Below are 15,623 nucleotides of genomic sequence, written 5' to 3'. Positions count from 1 at the left end.
TGCCCATAGGGATTGGAACGGCGCTCGTAATATTATGTTGCGAGCTTTGCAGGCAACAGCCATCACTTTAACTGGTGATGCTATACAGATTCAAGGTAAATAGCTTTGAGTAGGTTAAATGTTGCACAACGTAAGTATGTACTCGAATAGAGAATACAGATATGGACAAGGAAGCGTCAGAAACCCTGCACTCCACGAAGTAGCGCGGGGTAGTTCAACTGTTCCCTATTCCTTAACCTCAAATTTAGGACTTTTTTAGCTTCAACTCTAAAATCTAAATTTTTTCAGAGCAAATTAATATTAAAATTGTTAAACAAATATTTCATATAGAGAATCTAAGTCTATAAATATGGCAGCTAACATAGAAATCTACACTTGGTCAACTTGTCCATTTTGTATCCGTGCTAAAGCTCTGTTAGATAAAAAGCAAGTAGATTATCAAGAATACACTATAGATGGGGATGATGTAGAGAGAGAAAAAATGGCCAAAAGAGCTAATGGAGGTCGTACTTTGCCTCAAATCTTTATCAATGACCAACATATCGGCGGTTGTGACGAGCTATATGGACTAGAAGCTCAAGGGAAATTAGATACACTTCTAGGTGCGTAGTATCAATTTCGGTACTTATTGATTATCTTGTGGGGGTGGGTCTTGTCTTCAAGGTATTATTGCCCCTACATTAATTACTAAAAATATTTTGAAATAATAAACCAAATTAAAGATGAAATTTGCATTCATCATAGACCCCATAGAACGACTAAACCCAGTTCACGATAGTACCGTTGCACTGATGGAAGCTGCTCAAGAATTTGGTCACGAAGTCTGGATAACGGAAGTTAATCAATTAAGTACTATTGATAGTAAAGCCTGGGCCACTCTCAAGCGGGCACATTTAATGCCAGTTGAAAGGGTAGAAAATCATTGGGTTGCTAGTAACCCTTGGTATGATTTGGGAAAAGCGATGCTACAACCATTGGAGTCAATGGATGCTGTATTTATGCGCAAAGACCCACCTGTAACAATTCCTTATCTCTATGCTACTTATATTTTAGACTACATTAATTCAGAAAAAACTTTAGTTATAAATTCTCCTCAAGGGTTACGCGCTGCTAATGAAAAAATGTATGCTTTGCAGTTTAAAAAGGTAATTCCAGAAACAATTGTTAGTCAAGAAAAAGAGGTAATTAGAAACTTTTTAGAGTCACAAGGAGCAGCAGTTTTAAAACCTTTAGGAGGAAAAGCTGGAGAGGGAATTTTATTTTTAGAACCTAGCGATCGCAATTTTAATTCTCTGATAGAAATTAGTACAAAACAAGGTCAAGAACCTGTAATGATTCAGAGTTATTTACCAGCGGCAAAAGAAGGAGATAAGCGAATTATTATGCTTAATGGTAAGTCTATTGGAGCAGTAAATAGGATTCCTACTGGTAAAGAATTTAGAGGAAATATGGCAGTAGGTGGGCGAGTTGCTCAGACAGAAATTACGGAACGAGAATCTGAAATTTGCGAGTATTTAGCACCTAAATTAATAGCAGATGGTTTATATTTTGTTGGTATAGATGTAATAGGTGGTTATCTAACAGAAGTAAATGTTACGAGTCCGACAGGAATTAGGGAAATTGATTTACTCGATAATGTTAATTTGGGTAAACAAGTAATAGAATGGATAATTAATAAAAAATAATCAGGGAGGAGTCAGTCCTCAGTCCTCAGTCCTCAGGAGGGAAGAAGAAGGAGTGACAAGGTATAAGAAGAAAAAGTTTTTTGAGCGCTAATTATTTGACATGAGATGACTTTTTCCTTTCTATATGGAAATTTATATTTATCCTTCTTGCTTTTTCCCTCTTACTTCTTCCTTTCTATATGGAAATTTATATTTAATCCTTCTTCCTTCTCCCTTCTTTCTTTCTACTTCTTCCTTCTTCCTTCTTCCTTCTTACTTCTTACTTCTAATAAATAACTAATGATTAATAAAACTATTGGTGTCGCAGTTGTCGGTACAGGATTTGGTCAAAAAGTACATATACCAGGTTTACAAGCACATCACAAAACCAAACTATTAGCTGTCTATAACCCAGATTTAGAAAAAGCTAAATCAATTGCATTAAAGCATAATATTCCTGATGCTTTTAACACTATAGAAGAAATTATTTCTATACCTGAAATTACCGCAATAACAATTTCTACCCCACCATTTTTACACTATGAAATGGCAAAAAAAGTATTATCCGCAGGCAAACATTTATTGTTAGAAAAACCCACAACTTTAACAGTAGAAGAAGCACGAGAATTATATCATATTGCTGCTACTAATAGATGTGTAGCAACTATGGATTTTGAATTTCGTTATATTCCTGCTTGGCAACTATTTGCAGAAATTTTAGCTGATGGATATGTAGGGGATAAACGACTAATAAAAATTGATTGGTTAGCATCAAGTCGTGCTAACCCAAACCGTCCTTGGAATTGGTATGCTCAAAAAGATAAAGGAGGCGGTGCATTAGGAGCGATCGCTTCTCATTCTTTTGATTATATTAACTGGTTATTTGGACCTGCGAAAAAACTTTGGGGACAACTAAATACTTCAATTAAAACTCGTCCTGACCCCACAGCAGATAACCAATTAAAATCGGTAGATGCAGATGATACTTGCAATATTATGCTAGAGTTAAGATACGGTACTCCTTGTCAAATTTGTATTAGTTCTGTCACCTATCAAGGGCGTGGTCATTGGGTAGAAGTTTATGGTAGTAAAGGAACATTAATTATAGGTAGCGATAATCAAAAAGATTATGTACATGGGTTTAAAGTTTGGGGTTCTCAAAATGGGGAGACTTTAGCAGAAATAAAAATTCCCGACAGGTTAGAATTTCCTCAAGTTTATCCTGATGGTAGAATTGCACCTTTTATTCGAGTAGTTGATAATTGGGTAAAAGCAATAGAGCTAGGAAAATCTGTAGTTCCATCTCTCAGAGAAGGTGTTTATTCTCAGTTATTAATGGATTTAACCCATGAATCTAATATGACAGGTACTTGGGTAAATGTGCCAGATTTAGATAAATTACTGGAAAATAGTAGTAGCTTGTAACTGAATTTAGATGAGAAAAATGCCTTGAAGAAGGAGTCAGGAAGGAAGAGAATTTAGAAAGATTTGGCAATGACGCTCAGATGGAACATTTTTTGATACCTAATTAGGGTTTGCTGAAAAAGTTTTTTTTAAGGAGTATGGGAGCGGGGAACCCACCCCTAACCCCTCCCAGGAGGGGAATGGGGGAGTAGGGGAGTAGGGGAGAATTTTTTGACCCAACTATGCGCCCAAAATACTAACTTTTTGAGCATGAATAGCTGAAAACCAAGGTATTTCAGACCTAAAATTGCTCAAACCTTTATCTGCAAATGCTTTGATATTTAATCAGCAAGTCCTAATTAAGCAGATTTGATATAAACGTCTTTTCCCTTCTTCCTTCTGCTATAATTATTAACTAATCATATTATATCAAATCCGTTTAATTGGACATAAAAAAAATCTTCAATCCTCATAACTAGGTTCATCTTTCCAATTATTTCTTCTCCTAACTCCTAAACACTTAACCTAATCTATAACTGTTTAACCGGATTTGATATTAGCTATCTCTAATAGCTGGTGCAGTTGCCAAACTGACTGCTGCCTTTTGCATAATTTCTACATCTGACTTTGACCAAGAGCGTGCATCCTGACATTGATGAGCAACTAGCAACCCCCATAACCTCCTAGAATTAAGAACAGGCACTACTAAATTAGCCTTAACCCTGATACTACGGAGAAAATCTCGATGGCAAGGATGTATTACTTCTAATTCGATATCTTCAATAGCTCGGACTCTTCCCTCTTGATACATAGCAGCATATTCATCATTAAAACATTCATCAGCTCCTGTTGAACCATAAATTGATAGTTCCTCATCGCTCAAAGACTCAAATGTTACCTGTCCTTTCCACTGACGATAAAAATAATATAATAGTACTCTTTCTGCTTGAATATAGCCTCTAATATCGTCAAGAGTTTCTTGGATAAAAGTGTTCCGAGCTACATTTTTAGCAAGACGTTTTGTTAGTTTTTCTAAATCTAGGTCAGTATGAGACATATTAGGGCGATCGTTACAGTCTTTATTGTTACTATTAGCCATGCTCTGCATCAGTTAACTTAATAATTTTTCAAGCTTAGAGAGTATTTTTCAACAATTAATAGTTAATAATTAATAATTACCTCTCCTTGAAAACGGATAGGATTGACTAATCATGAAAAATTTTTCTCTCTTGGTCGATGGTCGGACAGCTCCGAGACCTCACCATCTCTCGACCGCTTGTTTCTCCTTGTAGAGCGACAGCTCGCGGCGCAGCCAAGGAGAGGATTTTTACCTTAATTATTCGGTAAAATAAATATTAAATCACGTCGTAGACCGACACAGCTAAAATAGTGCATTAGATTTATATTGTAACTAATTGTAATTATAGGAAGTTATCTCTTAAAAATTTGCTATTGCACTATTTTAGTTGAAACAGTCCATTCATTAATTGATAATGGAATGGATAATGGATAATTACAAGAAGGTTAAAACCGTTACGGAATTGAATATAAGGAAATATTATTTCTTCTCTTGGTCGATGGTCGGACAGCTCCGAGACCCGCTCTTATCAGAGCCGCTCCGAAGATCGCCATCCCTCGACCGCTTTTTCCCCGATCAAGGGGAGGCTTCAAGGCGCGAATTATTTAATTATTAATTATTAATTATTCGGTAATAGACTGACACATATAAAACTGTGCAATAGATTTTTGTTTCTAGGTGTCTTGATCTCCCCATCCCTCCATATAATGCACCATTTAAGGTGTGTCAGTCTACTACTGGACTGTTTCATCTAAAATGTTGCAATAGAAAATGGGGGATGGGGTGATGGGGGGATGGGGTGACGAAAAAAGCTAATGCACTATTTTAGGTGAAACAATCCACTACAATAATGAACTAAAGGCCATAATTTGGATTTTTAAATTGATTTTAATATTTAAATCAGATTTTTCAGAAGCCTTGATGAAATCGATTTTTATTTAGGGCTTGCTGATTAAATATCAAAGCATTGACTGATATTGGTTTGCTGCCTTTTTTTGCCTTGAAAAAGTGCAAGCTTTTCGGTTGCTCAAGCTCATGCATGCTAGTATTTTGGGGCGATTATGGCAGAAAAATCTTGGGACAATAATTCCTCATACCTCCTCTACAATTCCCATTTCTCCTGTCTCCTGTCTCCTGTCTTCCCCTCCACCGGAGGGGTTAGGGGTGGGTTGTCTCCTACCCCTACTAAAAGACTTTTGAGCGCAAGCCCTATTTATAGACAGTATTTTTTCAAAGCACCCCAGAATAGTTCAAGTCTTGGTCCAACTTTGCCAGATAATGTTGTCCATAGTACTTGAAATTGAAAATTTTGCTCAGTTGTGCAGTGGAATTGAACAAAAAGTGAACAATTTGAATCAGTAAATGAACGGATAGGTGAACAAAAAAGTGAGCGATCATTGCGGGATAAATTCTGTATTGTAAATAATATAGTGTTTCTTAGTAAGCGTGAGGTACACCTATCTTTAATTTGTCTTCTGTTCCCTATTCCCTAAAATCAACGAATGCGCGTACCTCACGCTTCTTGGGAATTGCTATATCTTGAATTTTGAAACTTAATCTCACTATAAAAAATTAGCTTAAAACTTTTTGTATAAGTTTGATCACGTAGGAGATTGTTTATAGCGCTGTGCGCAGGCAACAGCTCCGGAAAGCAACAGCTCCGGAAGGGGGAATAAAAAACCGTTTGCGTAGCATTCCGTAAGGAATAGTATAAGACTTTTAGCTATTGGACAGTTCTTGTAATTTGTAAATATGCCAGCGCACATTGCTATATATGACTAGAAAAGCAGGTCAATAGCCTCCCCTTTTAAGGGGATGAAAAAGCGGTCGATCTTCGGAGCTTTCCGAAGGGTGGGATGGCTCCGAAACCTGCGCCATATCCAATCGACCAAGAGAAAATCAACTTCAGTATTTCAATCCCAATGCTTTCCTAGGTCATGCTGCGCAAACAACCAGAGGTACTGATAACTGATAACTGAAATGACCCAGATTTTAGCTAAATCTAACCTAGATAAGCACACAAAACAAAGTCTTTACTTCCTGACCTCCCCAAAGTCTAAGTATTTAAAACTTTGGGTGAAGTTACGCCAGCGCTTACTGGGAATTTCCACCGCAGAAGCAACCGTTGCCCGACGGGGGTTTAAAACGAATAGTCCTCGTATTCAACAGCGATTAGAAACCATCGGCAAAACTTTTTTGCAGGGCTACCATGCAGCCATTAGTGATACCAGGCTAGAATCCCTAATTCCTCACCTCAACACCGTGGAAGCTGAGTGGCGAGGCTTTGCCTATGAAGGCGCAGGGATGGGACTTGCCTTACTTGATGGGCTGACCCCTTGGAAACGAAACCGCTTGCAGCAGTTCTTGGCAGATGCTGGAGGTGAGCATATTTATATGGTGTATGTAGGAATGGGATGGGCTTTAGCTCGCCTTCCTTGGGGCATCAATAGATATCTCAAAGACATGGGGGAGAAAAATCAATTTCCCGATCCCTTACTTGGTTGGCTGGCGCTAGATGGCTACGGTTTTCACCAAGGATATTTTTACTGGCGTCAATACGTCGAGGGAATAGCAATTCCCAAAAAACTGTCTGGTTATGCCGATAATGCCTTTGACCAAGGTTTGGGTAGGAGTCTCTGGTTCGTTTATGGAGCAGATATTAACCTCATTACCCAAGCTATCCAAAATTTCCCTCCCAACAGGCGGGCAGATTTTTGGAGTGGAGTGGGGTTGGCTTGCACTTACGCAGGTGGTGTAGGCAAGGAAGTAGTACAATACCTATCCACTGCAGCAGGAACTTATTTACCCCAACTATGTCAGGGAGCAGCAAAGGCTGCCAAGGCGCGTCTGAGGGCTGAAAACCTTACGAATCATACAGAGATGGCTTGTCAAGTTTTGTGTGGTATTAGTGCTGAGGCAGCGGCTGAGATTACCGACAAGGCTTTAGAAAATTTGCCCTATAACCAAAGAAAACCAGCTTATGAAATCTGGCGACAACGAATTCAAGCTCACTTTGCAATAGAATAATTCAAGAATTAATTATTAATTATTAATAATAAATTCTTACCTCTGCTGGAAAACGGATTAGAATTGACTAATAATGACATTTTTTTCTTCTCTTGGTCGATTGGATATGGCGAGGAGACCCGAAGAGTGACAGAGCCGCTTTCCTAGCAGAATGCTATCGCCAACGCTTTATATGTTGCGGAGCAAAACGCTATCCCACCCGACGGGAAGCTCCGAAGAGTATTATAGGTGAATATTTTTAAATCATCAAGATTAGTAACTCGTAGTCTGGCGTTGCACAGTGACCAATGATTTTATATTTTTGATGAACAAGATTTTGGATTTGATAATTGCTAGAATGATTAATTAATGGTTTTTTTTAGTCAAAGTCTAAACTAATTTTTGGCAATATCATTCCATAATGTGCAACCCCCGTAGTCTAATTGGAGCTGTGGGATTACAGCGCTTTTCAAATTGATGAACCACATCTTCACACATCAAATCTTGTAGGGACGTTCCATGGAACGTCCCTACTGTGGTTTACCCAAATGAAAACCGCTGTAAGTGCTAGTGCGGTCTGCTTTTTCGGAGTTGTAGAGTCAGCAAAAGCAGCAAATTTCACAGGTTCTTTCTCTACTTCTGATGTACCTGTGCAAACAGCCGTTTTTGACAAGTATGATGCGAATGGAGAAGAGATTCCCACTGGAACTTTCATGACGGAAATGGAAGCTATAGACTTTAGTATAGATGTCCCCGAATTAGGTTCAGTAATGGTTAGAGAAGATACCAACAAAACGTCAACGGGTGAGACAACTGTTACTGATATAGGAAATGGTGATTACCAAATTGATAGTTCCTTCACTAATAGTAGTAGACTGGGACATATTCCAAGCACCCCAGAATAGTTCAAGTCTTGCTCCAACTTTGCCAGATAATGTTGTCCATATTACTTAAAACAGGAAATTTTACTTAGTTGTGCAGTGAAACTGAACAAAAAGTGAACAATTTTAATAAGTAAATGAATAGGAAAGTGAACAAAAAGGTGAACGATCACCGTGGAATTACTGTGTAATTATAAATATTAGGATGTCAAAGTTACTTAATACCAATTAAGTGTGAGACTTCAGCAAATTCTCAAATTAAATTTGTTGTGAACCCATTACCTGGAGTTATATCTCACCGATAAAACTTACGAACTAAATTATAGGTCTACCCGCAAGGCTGAACAATATATATATCGTCCTTGGGTAAGTCCTGAAATAGCAAACTAAATTAGTAAACCAAAGAGTCAATTATGAAAAAATCCCACTTCTTACCAGCAATTGGACTTGCAGCCACATTAGTTAGTTTACCAAGTATAAGTATTGCTCAAGAAACAACAGTCCCAATTTCTTTTGATTGGGATTGGGAGATAGTAATTCAACCTACTCCTACTCCCACAACCCCTGAGCCATTCCCTATCCCGTTAAACCTCTGGGGAGCTACAACAATTAACTTTGAAGTACCTACTGGTTTAGATCTAGGTACGCAAGAAAATCCCTTACCTGTCCCGATAGGTGAATCCTTCACAATTCCTACTGAAATTGTATCGATGAACCTGGAAGGTACCAGTCCCGTCTTAGGCGACGTAGTTCTGCGTCAAAGTACGACTCAGCCATCGCGAGGTGCAATTGATAACCTGACAAATGTTGATGGAAATCTTACAGCTAGCAGTTTCTTCGACATAGCTTTCGAGTTGGAGTTTGACGATCCGTCGAACCCTGGAGAGCGAATGACACTCTTCACCGCAGATCCAGTTACTGTCGGTATGGATTTTACTGTCGCTGACCAAATTATTGAAGTTGATACTTTTTGGATTCCTACCTGGATATGGAGCGAGTTTAAAGTTAATTCACCAGAATTGGTTGATGAGTTCGGCGTACCGTGGGATACCGTTATTAGTATTCACGGACACCAGACAACTCCAGAACCTATGTCCACTGTAGCTTTCTTCGCTTTCGGTGCTCTAGGTTTAGGCTCAACTATTCTTCGTAAAAAGCAGCAACACAAATAAGCAAGCAAAATTACCAGCGATATCTAATATCAAAGTGCGATCGCCGATCTTGTAGTGGAGTGTTTCAGCTATCCAGTAGTCTACTTTAGAACTTTCTGTTGAGCGAAACTCAAAAAAGCCCATGAAAAACACTGAAAAGCCAAGTAATAAACTAACGAACTTTGCCAGAATAGGAAAAACATTGGCAATGATGACTGCTGCTACTGTTTTCCTCGCTGAGCCTGTGCTAGCTTGCACAATGGTTCCTCCTATAGAAGAACCAGAACCACCCAAGGTAAAAAAGACAGTTTTTATCTAGAAGGAAGTATTAAAATCCTCAAAGGAAACTATATAAAACTACCCAGAATAGGAATAGTAAAAACTTACGAAATCTTACCTTCTGTACCAGTAAAAAATGTGAGAATATTCAAGGGGGCAGGTGATTGGTACATTAGTTTTAAATATGAACAGCAACCTAACCAGACAACAAAAAAAGGAAATATCATTGGCGTAGATGTAGGCATAAATACTCTAGCAACTTGTAGCGATGGAACGAAATTTGCTAACGTTAAAGCCTACAAACAAGCCAAAAAACGACTAACTCGTGATCGACGGCGTGTTAGCAAAAAAGAGCCTGGGTCAAAAAATAGAGCCAAAGCCGTAAAAAGACTAGCTAAGATTCATAAAAAAGTAACTGATATCAGAGCAGATGCACTACATAAACTGACAACATGGGCGAGCTTTAAACCACAGCACCATAGTGATAGAGGATTTGAATGTAAGTGGAATGCTCAAGAATAATAACCCACCCCTCTAGCTCCCCTCCCGGGAGGGGATGGGGGTGGGTGCAGATTGTGGGTTTTATGAGTTTAAGCGTCAACTTATATACAAGTGCGAGTGGTATGGCAGTGAATTAGTGATAGCTGATAGATTTTATCCAAGTTCTCAAATATGTTCTCACTGTGGGCATCAACAGAAGATGCCATTAAATGTGAGAACTTATGAGTGTGCTAACTGTGGATTTCAATCTGACAGAGACTTTAATGCTGCTGTTAACCTAGAAAATTATGCACGTCAGTAGGTGGAGTTCTCACCAATTTTAAGCCTGTGGAGAAGATAAGTTACAGACTGCGGTCAGTGGTCTTCTGTGTTTGCGCAGCATTCCGTAGGAAAACAGGAAGCTAGCTCCAAAGCTCATGTTATCATTCATGGGTAAGTTTGGGTAAGTTTAGTAGAACGGACACGGTACTTGTACTAGCGTTGGAGATGCTACGGAACTGCAAGTATTGTCCCGGGCCCGCTCGGAAGCAGAGGCAGCATTGTCTCCTGCTGCAATTAGTTCTATTAAGGCAAATATCGGTCATACAAAAGCTGCTGCCGGAATAGCAGGAATTATCAAAGCTACTATGGCACTGCACAATCAAATAGTTCCACCGACTACTGGTTGCGACCAACCTCATCCCGATCTGCAGGTTGAAAACCCGCCCCTGGAAGTCCTGAAAGAGGGTCAAGCTTGGTCAGAAGATATACCTCTGCGGGCTGGGGTAAGTGCAATGGGTTTTGGTGGTATTAATACTCATATTGTCCTAGAAGGAATATCTAGCGTTCGTCGTCACAAGCTAACACCTAAAGAACGCCAACTGATAACGACACCTCAAGATGCCGAACTCATTTTACTAGCAGCCAAAAATACGGAAGAGTTAGAGCAAAAAGTTAAGCATCTTTTAGAAATAGCTCCCAGATTATCAAGAGCTGAAGTAGGAGATTTAGCTGCGGAATTAGTGAGCAACCTAGAACTTAGTTTACCTGTACGCGCTGCTATTGTTGCTAGTCATCCTCAAGAGTTCACCACTCACTTAGAAACTCTCCTCAATAAAATTCAAAATTCAGAATTCAAAGTTCACAATTCATCAGGTGTCTTTTTAGGGATAGATGGAAAAAATCCGCGAATTGGTTTTCTTTTCCCTGGACAAGCTTCTCCTGTATATCTTAATGCTGGGGTGTGGTCTCGTCGTTTTCCGTTCTTACAAGAATTATATGCTAACGCTAATTTACCAACAGTAGAAGATACTAAGTCAACAGCGATCGCTCAACCAGCAATTGTTACCTCTTCTACGGTAGGTTTACGAGTATTAAAGCAACTGGGTATCGTCGCTGATGTTGCTGTCGGTCACAGTTTAGGAGAATTAAGTGCTTTACACTGGGCTGGAATTTTCGATGAAACCGCCTTAGTTCGCATTGCTAAGATGCGGGGTAAAGTTATAGCGGAACTGGGCAACCCTACGGGGAAAATGGCGAGTATTGGTGCAGGGGAACAAGAAGTTAAAGCACTGCTAAATGGTCGAGTAGTTGCCATAGCTGGATTGAATTCACCCTATCAAACAATTGTCTCAGGGGAACCAAACTGTGTTCGCCAACTGGTTGCTCAACGGACAGAACTTCCTGTTGCCAGTATTTTAGATAACCATCGACTATTGAGCGATTTGCATCTCAATTCCATAACCGTCAGTCAATTAGTAGTTGAAGCTGCCCGCAGTTTGAATTTATCTCCTCCCATAGCACCAACAGATTATGCAGATGCCACAGTTGCTGACATTGCCCAAGCATTAGAAGAACTTTCTAGTATCGGTGAAACTCACTCTGTTGAACAAGTGCCTTCAGGAGTAGATTCCTGGATACGGACATTTACTGTTGAGTTGGTAGAATTACCTTTAGAAGTCAAAAGTCAAAAGCGAGTGTGTAATTCTGAGGTCTCCTCAGAATGTAAGACACACTCAAGACAGTTTGGTCTGGGGCAGGTATGGGAGAACGTTTAGGTCGAATTGATGCTTTGATGCAACATGGTCTCAATCCGAAGAAAGATTTATATGGTGAATTACTGTTCCATCAAGGTCGTTTTCAACGGATACAAAGTTATCGTCATCTTAAAGCAACCGAATGTATCGCAGAGATAAAAACCGATGCTACAACGGCCTGGTTTAGTCGGTATCTCCCCCAAGATTTAATCTTAGGAGATGCGGGGGCTAGGGATGCTGCTATTCATGCTTTACAAGCTTGTGTTCCTCATGCCACAATTTTACCCATTGGAGTAGAAAGCATGATAATTCATTCTGTGAATTCAGCAGGAAATCAGTTTGTCTCAGCGAAAGAACGTCAGCATATTGGCGATCGCTATATTTATGATTTGACCATCTTTGATGAAACGGGAAGAGTTTTAGAACAGTGGAACAATTTGGAATTACAAGTGATTCAGCATCGAGATACTCAAGATCCTTGGAATGCTGGGTTACTCCCTACTTATCTAGAACGTCGCATTCAGGAAGTTATCCCTGATGCGGATTTAACTATTGTTGTGGATCGAGATGCAACGGTGGAAAGAAGGGCAAGGAGCGATCGTAACCTGTTGAGGATTCAGAATTTCCTAGGTCATGCTCCGCAAACAGAATTCGGAACTCAGAATTTATATCGTCGCCCTGATGGGAAACCGGAATTGGACAACGGGCAGGCGGTATCTGTTTCCCATACAGGAGATTTAACCCTAGTTGTAGCGGGTTCTGAAGGTTGTGATGTAGAACCTGTGGTAGCCAGGAATGAGCTAGTTTGGGGCGATTTATTGGGTGTGAGGCGGTTGGACTTAGCCAAGGTTATCGCTCAGGAGACAGGGCAAGGGTTGGATGTAACGGCAACTCAGATTTGGTGTGCCAGTGAGTGTCTCAAGAAAGCGGGAATGGTGGCGGATGCTCCTTTGTTGTTAATGAACAATTTTTCCCTCTCTCCAAATGAAATAGTTTGGCTGGAGTCTGGGGAAAAGGCGATCGCGACTTTTGTAATCTCGGTGCGGGAGGTTGAGCAACCATTAGTTTTTGCTGTGTTGATCGGTAAGGAGGAGGTGATGGAGAACGATCGGGTTTTGGCAGAAGTGCGATCAATTAATTAAGTCTAGTAGTGAGTGGGGTTACACGCCTAAAATGCTGCAATAGTAGGGGCGGGTTTGTTTTTGAAATTAACGAGTTTAACCATCGGATAAAATAAACCCGCCTGAAAATCTAACGCACTATTTTAGATGAAACAGTCCAATATACAGAATTTGAAGCATTTCTCTGGATTATTGCCATAGCAGATGGAAAACGAAAACCTGATTACTAAAAAAAGCAGAAATTAGACGAATAACTGTTACATTATAAATTAGGTGATTTTTTGAGCTACATCTGCTAAATAATCAAAATGTTTCCCATATTTCATAATAATTGAAAATGAGCCTTGATAATCAATAACTCCCGTCAGCACTGCCTTTGCTGCTCCAATTTCTTTATTAATAAATTGCTCCCAATTTTCCTCTGGTGCTGAAAAAATAGGTAAACTTTCATCAATAGTTTCTATCACATCTACCTCAATAATATCTCCTTGCTCATCCCAATGTAAACAAACAGAAATCTCTATGCCATCAGTTAAACAAAAAATTACCTTACCCAATTTTTTTAATTTATGTTTAAATTCTGATTGCTTATTCCATGCTTGCTGATATAATAACCACCAATCTCTTGAAAAACGAATTATATTTGATGTATCCTGAGTCATGAATAAAACCCTCTCATATAACTAAAATAGTTGTCTTTGAAACAAGGATAAAACGTTTATGGAACTTTGGCAATTTTCCCAAACCTCAAAACGCACCGTAACAGCAAGCTTAAATTGTCCACTAAAATTAATAAAGCTGATAGCTGATAGCTGACTGCTGAATGCTTACTTATCAACTAATCTTATCAAGACAGAAAAGTTTGAAAAACTATGAAAATTTATGAATATCAGCACATAGTCAGTTTTGAAGAAACTAACCTCGTTGGCAATGTTTACTACGCTAACTATGTTCGTTGGCAAGGTCGTTGTCGTGAAATGTTCTTGCGGGATCATGATCCTGAAGTGTTGACTGAACTCTCACAAGGTCTGACCCTTGCTACTGTCAGCGTTTCCTGCGAATACTACTCGGAACTTTTGGCTTTTGATCGAGTCGCAATTCGGATGCGCTTAAAATCAGTAACACAAAATAGAATTACTATGCTGTTTGAATACTGGCGAATTACCGACAAAGGTGAAGAAATGGTTGCTAAAGGTGAACAGCAGACAGCTAGCATGAGGCGAGAGGGAGAAAAAACTGTACCAACTCCTATTCCTGCTGCTATTAAGGAAGCATTAGAATTATATAGGGGCTAAAACAGTCTTTTAGTAGGGGTAGGAGACAGGAGACAGGAGACAGGAGACAACCCACCCCTAACCCATCCCAGGAGCGGAAGACAGGAGAAATGGGTCGGGAGCGAGGAGGTAGGAATAAGAATTGTCCCAAGATTGTTTTGCCCAACTATGCGCCTAAAATACTAACTTTTTGAGCGTTTTAGACTGAAACATAGGAGTCAGGAGTCAGGAGGGAAGAAAGAAGAAGAAAGAGGAATAGAAGGAGAAAGTTTTTTGTTTGCTGGCGCACAACTGCGTTAAGGTGTAAGCGGAACGGAATTCTATCGCGCTCTTATCCGGACATGATATCATACCGAAAATCACCAACGCCCCTTAAAAATACTATGAAAGTTATCCCGCCTCTTCCCATGTTCAAGCGTGTAATTGTTTTGGCGATCGCTACTGCTACTTGGATAGTCTGGTTAATCATTATTGGCTATCAAGAAGCATTTTCTCATCTTATTAGTAATTGGCAAATTGCCTTGACGATGCTATTTGGCTCGATGATTGCTGGGGGAACCAGTATCGGTGGGGGTGCTGTTGCTTTTCCTGTATTCACTAAGCTTTTACACATCTCTCCCCATGAAGCTAAAGTATTTTCTCTAGCTATTCAAAGTGTTGGCATGAGCGCGGCCTCCTTAGCCATTTGTTTAACAGGTATCCGAGTCGAGTGGCGAGTTATCCGTTGGGGGAGTTTGGGAGGTTTATTCGGGATTTTTCTCGGATTAGGTTATTTAGCACCTGTATTACCCCCAGATGTTCTCAAGATGTCTTTTACTATTATGCTAACTAGCTTTGCCATTACTTTATTTACCTTAAATCAAAACATGAGGCAATGCCGTTTATTTATCCTTTCCTGGCAGTTTCAAGAACAAGGAATTTTATTCCTGGCTGGATTTTTCGGCGGCATAATGAGTGGTTTAGTGGGCAATGGGATTGATATTGTTGTATTTTCTGTGATGGTTCTACTATGGCGGATCAGCGAAAAAGTTGCTACCCCTACTTCAGTTATTCTGATGGCTATTAATGCGATCGCCGGATTTATCCTACAGATTTTTGTCTTTAATGATTTTACTGAGACTGGGCTTTGTTGCATGAAAGTGGCGATCGCAGATGACTCCCTGGAGAGGCGCAGTCTAGATGTATACTTGATAACTTTCGGGTTTACCATTCTGTATCATGCGGTTAAGCATAGCGCATTGAACGAATA

Annotated in this window: 15 protein-coding genes and 1 pseudogene; 13 read left to right on the top strand and 3 right to left on the bottom strand. The window is 39.7% G+C overall.

Annotation, left to right across the window (positions count from 1 at the left end; all coding sequences use genetic code 11):
• The first annotated feature begins 349 nt into the window (after window positions 1-349).
• The 3 genes from grxC to F6K15_RS34640 all read left to right on the top strand — a co-directional run bounded on the left by grxC (window position 350) and on the right by F6K15_RS34640 (window position 3,089).
• Complete coding sequence (gene grxC, locus F6K15_RS34650) at window positions 350-610, top strand: glutaredoxin 3 (protein WP_293070163.1); 261 nt, start codon at window positions 350-352, stop codon at window positions 608-610.
• 112 nt (window positions 611-722) lie between these two features.
• Window positions 723-1,685, top strand: coding sequence for a glutathione synthase (gshB, locus tag F6K15_RS34645; protein ID WP_293070161.1), 963 nt, complete (start codon window positions 723-725; stop codon window positions 1,683-1,685).
• Window positions 1,686-1,964: 279 nt separating this feature from the next.
• Window positions 1,965-3,089, top strand: a complete 1,125-nt coding sequence (locus F6K15_RS34640) for a Gfo/Idh/MocA family protein (RefSeq protein WP_293070159.1) — start codon at window positions 1,965-1,967, stop codon at window positions 3,087-3,089.
• 535 nt (window positions 3,090-3,624) lie between these two features.
• Here F6K15_RS34640 and F6K15_RS34635 read toward each other — a convergent pair.
• Window positions 3,625-4,167 carry a GAF domain-containing protein gene (locus tag F6K15_RS34635; RefSeq protein WP_363269354.1) on the bottom strand — a complete coding sequence of 181 codons (543 nt, stop codon included), beginning with the start codon at window positions 4,165-4,167 and terminating at the stop codon, window positions 3,625-3,627.
• A 1,959-nt stretch (window positions 4,168-6,126) separates the two neighbouring features.
• Here F6K15_RS34635 and F6K15_RS34630 point away from each other — a divergent pair.
• The 3 genes from F6K15_RS34630 (at window position 6,127) to F6K15_RS34620 (ending at window position 9,205) form a co-directional block, all read left to right on the top strand.
• Window positions 6,127-7,173: a DUF1702 family protein gene (locus tag F6K15_RS34630; protein WP_293070157.1), complete on the top strand. Its 1,047-nt coding sequence runs from the start codon at window positions 6,127-6,129 to the stop codon at window positions 7,171-7,173.
• 527 nt (window positions 7,174-7,700) lie between these two features.
• Complete coding sequence (locus tag F6K15_RS34625) at window positions 7,701-8,057, top strand: hypothetical protein (protein ID WP_293070155.1); 357 nt, start codon at window positions 7,701-7,703, stop codon at window positions 8,055-8,057.
• 389 nt (window positions 8,058-8,446) lie between these two features.
• The gene (locus tag F6K15_RS34620) at window positions 8,447-9,205 is read left to right on the top strand and encodes a hypothetical protein (RefSeq protein ID WP_293070153.1); all 759 of its coding nucleotides are present in this window, start codon (window positions 8,447-8,449) and stop codon (window positions 9,203-9,205) included.
• On the opposite strand, the gene F6K15_RS34615 is transcribed toward F6K15_RS34620, so the two are convergent.
• Complete coding sequence (locus F6K15_RS34615; RefSeq protein ID WP_293070151.1) at window positions 9,170-9,442, bottom strand: hypothetical protein; 273 nt, start codon at window positions 9,440-9,442, stop codon at window positions 9,170-9,172. The genes F6K15_RS34620 and F6K15_RS34615 overlap by 36 nt on opposite strands.
• Between F6K15_RS34615 and F6K15_RS34610 the strand changes: the two genes are divergently transcribed.
• The 5 genes and pseudogenes from F6K15_RS34610 to F6K15_RS34590 all read left to right on the top strand — a co-directional run bounded on the left by F6K15_RS34610 (window position 9,437) and on the right by F6K15_RS34590 (window position 13,121).
• Window positions 9,437-9,985, top strand: a complete 549-nt coding sequence (locus tag F6K15_RS34610; protein WP_293070149.1) for a transposase — start codon at window positions 9,437-9,439, stop codon at window positions 9,983-9,985. The genes F6K15_RS34615 and F6K15_RS34610 overlap by 6 nt on opposite strands.
• Before the next feature lie 34 nt (window positions 9,986-10,019).
• Entirely contained in the window at window positions 10,020-10,265 is a 246-nt protein-coding gene (locus F6K15_RS34605; protein ID WP_293070147.1) for a zinc ribbon domain-containing protein, read from the top strand.
• Between the two features lie 166 nt (window positions 10,266-10,431).
• Window positions 10,432-10,989 (top strand): annotated as a pseudogene (locus F6K15_RS34600) (ketoacyl-synthetase C-terminal extension domain-containing protein); the annotation flags it as partial.
• On the top strand, window positions 10,966-12,000 hold the full coding sequence (locus F6K15_RS34595; RefSeq protein ID WP_363269357.1) for an acyltransferase domain-containing protein: 1,035 nt from the start codon (window positions 10,966-10,968) through the stop codon (window positions 11,998-12,000). The pseudogene F6K15_RS34600 and the gene F6K15_RS34595, both read left to right, overlap by 24 nt.
• Window positions 11,985-13,121 (top strand): polyketide synthase dehydratase domain-containing protein, encoded by a 1,137-nt coding sequence (locus F6K15_RS34590; protein ID WP_293070145.1) that lies wholly within the window; start codon window positions 11,985-11,987, stop codon window positions 13,119-13,121. The genes F6K15_RS34595 and F6K15_RS34590 overlap by 16 nt, the downstream gene beginning before the upstream one ends.
• A 248-nt stretch (window positions 13,122-13,369) precedes the next feature.
• On the opposite strand, the gene F6K15_RS34585 is transcribed toward F6K15_RS34590, so the two are convergent.
• Window positions 13,370-13,762: a hypothetical protein gene (locus tag F6K15_RS34585; protein ID WP_293070143.1), complete on the bottom strand. Its 393-nt coding sequence runs from the start codon at window positions 13,760-13,762 to the stop codon at window positions 13,370-13,372.
• Between the two features lie 210 nt (window positions 13,763-13,972).
• Between F6K15_RS34585 and F6K15_RS34580 the strand changes: the two genes are divergently transcribed.
• Together F6K15_RS34580 and F6K15_RS34575 are read left to right on the top strand one after the other, a co-directional pair.
• The gene (locus tag F6K15_RS34580; RefSeq protein ID WP_293070141.1) at window positions 13,973-14,395 is read left to right on the top strand and encodes a thioesterase family protein; all 423 of its coding nucleotides are present in this window, start codon (window positions 13,973-13,975) and stop codon (window positions 14,393-14,395) included.
• Window positions 14,396-14,757: 362 nt separating this feature from the next.
• Window positions 14,758-15,623, top strand: an 866-nt coding sequence (locus F6K15_RS34575; protein ID WP_293070139.1) for a sulfite exporter TauE/SafE family protein, incomplete at its 3' end; no start/stop codon positions are given.

Origin of the sequence: Okeania sp. SIO2B3 (assembly GCF_010672525.1) — a bacterium.
Classification (GTDB): Bacteria; Cyanobacteriota; Cyanobacteriia; order Cyanobacteriales; family Microcoleaceae; genus Okeania.
This window is presented reverse-complemented; position numbering and strand designations above follow the sequence as displayed.

Bases quoted from the DNA above. Each gene is read 5' to 3' on its own strand.
- grxC (WP_293070163.1), top strand. From the start codon at position 350: ATGGCAGCTAACATAGAAATCTACACTTGGTCAACTTGTCCATTTTGT.
- gshB (WP_293070161.1), top strand. From the start codon at position 723: ATGAAATTTGCATTCATCATAGACCCCATAGAACGACTAAACCCAGTT.
- F6K15_RS34640 (WP_293070159.1), top strand. From the start codon at position 1,965: ATGATTAATAAAACTATTGGTGTCGCAGTTGTCGGTACAGGATTTGGT.
- F6K15_RS34635 (WP_363269354.1), bottom strand. From the start codon at position 4,167: ATGGCTAATAGTAACAATAAAGACTGTAACGATCGCCCTAATATGTCT.
- F6K15_RS34630 (WP_293070157.1), top strand. From the start codon at position 6,127: ATGACCCAGATTTTAGCTAAATCTAACCTAGATAAGCACACAAAACAA.
- F6K15_RS34625 (WP_293070155.1), top strand. From the start codon at position 7,701: ATGAAAACCGCTGTAAGTGCTAGTGCGGTCTGCTTTTTCGGAGTTGTA.
- F6K15_RS34620 (WP_293070153.1), top strand. From the start codon at position 8,447: ATGAAAAAATCCCACTTCTTACCAGCAATTGGACTTGCAGCCACATTA.
- F6K15_RS34605 (WP_293070147.1), top strand. From the start codon at position 10,020: ATGGGGGTGGGTGCAGATTGTGGGTTTTATGAGTTTAAGCGTCAACTT.
- F6K15_RS34590 (WP_293070145.1), top strand. From the start codon at position 11,985: ATGGGAGAACGTTTAGGTCGAATTGATGCTTTGATGCAACATGGTCTC.
- F6K15_RS34585 (WP_293070143.1), bottom strand. From the start codon at position 13,762: ATGACTCAGGATACATCAAATATAATTCGTTTTTCAAGAGATTGGTGG.
- F6K15_RS34580 (WP_293070141.1), top strand. From the start codon at position 13,973: ATGAAAATTTATGAATATCAGCACATAGTCAGTTTTGAAGAAACTAAC.